Consider the following 754-nt stretch of genomic DNA (forward strand, 5'->3'; position numbering starts at 1 on the left):
GCCCAGGCGTTCTCCGCCTATGTGGACACCCTGTTCGTGTGCACCATGACCGGCCTGGTGATCCTGTCCACCAACAGCTTCAACGTGCTCGGCACGGGTGAGGGCCCCCCGATCGTGGAGCATCTGCCCGGCGTCGAGGAGGGCCCGGCCTGGGTGCAGATCGGCATCGACGTCGTCCTGCCGTCCTTCGGTCCGTCCTTCGTGGCCGTGGCGGTGTTCCTGTTCGCCTTCACCACGCTGCTGTCCTTCGCGTTCTACGCCGAGACGAACCTCGCGTACCTGATCCCGAACAAGAAGGCGCAGCGCATCTGCATCGCGGCCGCCCGCCTGCTGCTGGCCGCCTCCATGGTCATCGGCTCCGTGCAGACCTCCGCGTTCGTGTGGTCCCTTGCGGACTTCGGTGTGGGCCTGTACACGTGGGTGAACATCCTCGCGCTCGTGCTCCTGAGCCCCGTGGCCATCCGCCTGCTCAAGGACTACGACCGCCAGCGCCGCGCCGGCCAGGACCCCGTCCTGGACCCGGCCGCCATCGGCGTCCGCAACGCCCACCTGTGGGAACAGATCCACGCCGCCTACGAGCGCACCGGGGACGTGGACGAGGCCATGGACCACGTCGCGGACACCGCCCCGGACACCCGGGCCATCACCGTGGTCCCGCGCCGGGAGGGCTGAGGACCGACGACGGCGGCCCGGGGCGCCGGACGTCCGCGACGACGTCGGGCCACGGGCCAGGGCCGTCCGCGCGGCCTGAATC

General features: G+C 70.6%; 1 protein-coding gene. It reads left to right on the plus strand.

Annotated features, from left to right (window positions below; all coding sequences use genetic code 11):
- A partial coding sequence (locus ACFWJO_RS40385) for an alanine:cation symporter family protein (protein WP_386873350.1) occupies positions 1-672 on the plus strand: 672 nt, incomplete at its 5' end.
- Positions 673-754: the final 82 nt, after the last annotated feature.

The sequence above is a fragment of the Streptomyces sp. NPDC127092 genome (assembly GCF_042722475.1).
In the GTDB taxonomy this organism is placed as follows: domain Bacteria; phylum Actinomycetota; class Actinomycetes; order Streptomycetales; family Streptomycetaceae; genus Streptomyces.